The following is a 2,017-nucleotide window of genomic DNA, read 5'->3' on the forward strand; positions in this document are numbered from 1 at the left end:
GATTCGCCGCTGATCGGCGCCGGCTGCTATGCCAACGACCGCACCGTGGCCGTGTCCTGCACCGGCGCGGGCGAAGCCTTCATGCGCGGCCTGGCGGCGCACGACCTGTCGGCGCTGATGGAGTACGCCGGCCTGCCGCTGGCCGAGGCCGCGCGCCGCGTGGTGATGGACAAGCTGCCGCCGCTGGGCGGCCGCGGCGGCCTGATCGCGGTCGATGCGCAGGGCGGCGTGGTGCTGCCCTTCAACACCGAAGGCATGTACCGGGGCTGGGCGCGGGTGGGCCAGCCGGTGCAGGTGGCCATCTATGCTGACGAGGTGGACGCGTGAACAAGCCGGCTGTTCCGCCGGCCCTGCGCCGGGTGCTGGAGGTGCAAGACCTCAGCGTCAGCTTCAAGACCGAACAGGGCCGCTTCCAAGCCGTGCGCTCGCTGGGCTTTCATGTGGATGCCGGCGAGACGCTGGCCATCGTGGGCGAGTCGGGCTCGGGCAAGTCCGTCTCTTCACTGGCGCTGATGCGGCTGGTGGAGCATGGCGGCGGCCGCATCGACAGCGGCCAGATGTGGCTGACCCGCCGCGATGGCGAACGCATCGACCTGGCGCAGGCCAGCGGCGCGCAGATGCGCGCGCTGCGCGGCGCCGACATCGCGATGGTGTTCCAGGAGCCGATGACCAGCCTGAACCCGGTGTTCACCGTCGGCCAGCAGGTGGCCGAGAGCATCGTGCTGCACCAGGGCCGCACGCAGGCCGAGGCCATGGCCGAGGCGCTGCGCCTCTTCGACCTGGTGCGCATTCCAGAAGCGCGCGAGGTGCTGGGCCGCCACCCGCACCAGTTGTCGGGCGGCATGCGCCAGCGGGTGATGATCGCGATGGCGCTGGCCTGCCGGCCCACGCTGCTGATCGCCGACGAGCCCACCACCGCGCTCGACGTCACCATCCAGGCGCAGATCCTGGCGCTGATCCGCCAGCTGCAGCAGGAGCTGGCGATGGGCGTGATCTTCATCACCCACGACATGGGCGTGGTGGCCGAGATCGCCGACCGCGTGCTGGTGATGAAGCGCGGCGACAAGATCGAGGAGGGCGATTGCCGCTCGCTGTTCGCCGCGCCCACCCAGCCCTACACCCGGGCGCTGCTGGCCGCGGTGCCGCAGCTGGGCGCGATGCAGGGGCAGGACCTGCCCGCGCGCTTCTTGATGCCGGGCGAGCTGCCGGCCGGCATGGCCACGCCCGGCGCGGCCGAGCAGATTTTGATGCCCGACAGCGTGCGCCACGACCTGCCGCCGGTACTCAAGGTGGACAAGCTGGTCACGCGCTTTCCGCTGCGCAGCGGCGTGTTCGGCCGCGTCAAGCGTCAGGTGCATGCGGTCGAGCAGATCAGCTTCGAGCTGCAGCCCGGCGAAACGCTGGCGCTGGTGGGTGAGTCGGGCTGCGGCAAAAGCACCACCGGCCGTTCGCTGGCACGGCTGATCGCCCACCAGGGCGGCCGGGTGGAAGTGGCCGGCCGCGACATCGCGCCGCTGGAAGGCGCTGCGCTGCAGGCGTTGCGGCGCGACATCCAGTTCGTGTTCCAGGACCCGTATGCCTCGCTCGACCCGCGCTTGACGGTGGGCTATTCGGTGATGGAGCCGCTGCTCATCCACCAGCTGATGAGTGCGGACAAGGCCGAAGAGCGCGTGCGCTGGCTGCTGGAAAAGGTCGGCCTGCCCGCCGAGGCGGCGCACCGCTACCCGCATGAGTTTTCGGGCGGGCAGCGCCAGCGCATCGCGATTGCCCGCGCGCTGGCGCTCAACCCCAAGGTGGTGATCGCCGACGAAGCGGTGTCGGCGCTGGACGTGTCCATCCGCGCGCAGATCATCAACCTGCTGCTCGACCTGCAGCAGGAGTTCGGCATGGCCTACCTCTTCATCTCGCACGACATGGCGGTGGTCGAGCGCATCAGCCACCGCGTGGCGGTGATGTACCTGGGCCAGATCGTCGAGATCGGCCCGCGCCGCGCCGTGTTCGAGAACCCGCAGCACCC

The 2,017-nt window shown here is 70.4% G+C and carries 2 protein-coding genes; both read left to right on the forward strand.

What is annotated here, in order from left to right; all coding sequences use genetic code 11:
• On the forward strand, positions 1-327 hold a 327-nt coding region (locus ABNT58_RS02505), incomplete at its 5' end, for an isoaspartyl peptidase/L-asparaginase (protein WP_348751935.1).
• Positions 324-2,017, forward strand: a 1,694-nt coding sequence (locus ABNT58_RS02510; RefSeq protein ID WP_348751936.1) for a dipeptide ABC transporter ATP-binding protein, incomplete at its 3' end; no start/stop codon positions are given. The genes ABNT58_RS02505 and ABNT58_RS02510, both read left to right, overlap by 4 nt.

The organism is uncultured Aquincola sp. (assembly GCF_964001545.1).
In the GTDB taxonomy this organism is placed as follows: domain Bacteria; phylum Pseudomonadota; class Gammaproteobacteria; order Burkholderiales; family Burkholderiaceae_C; genus Aquincola.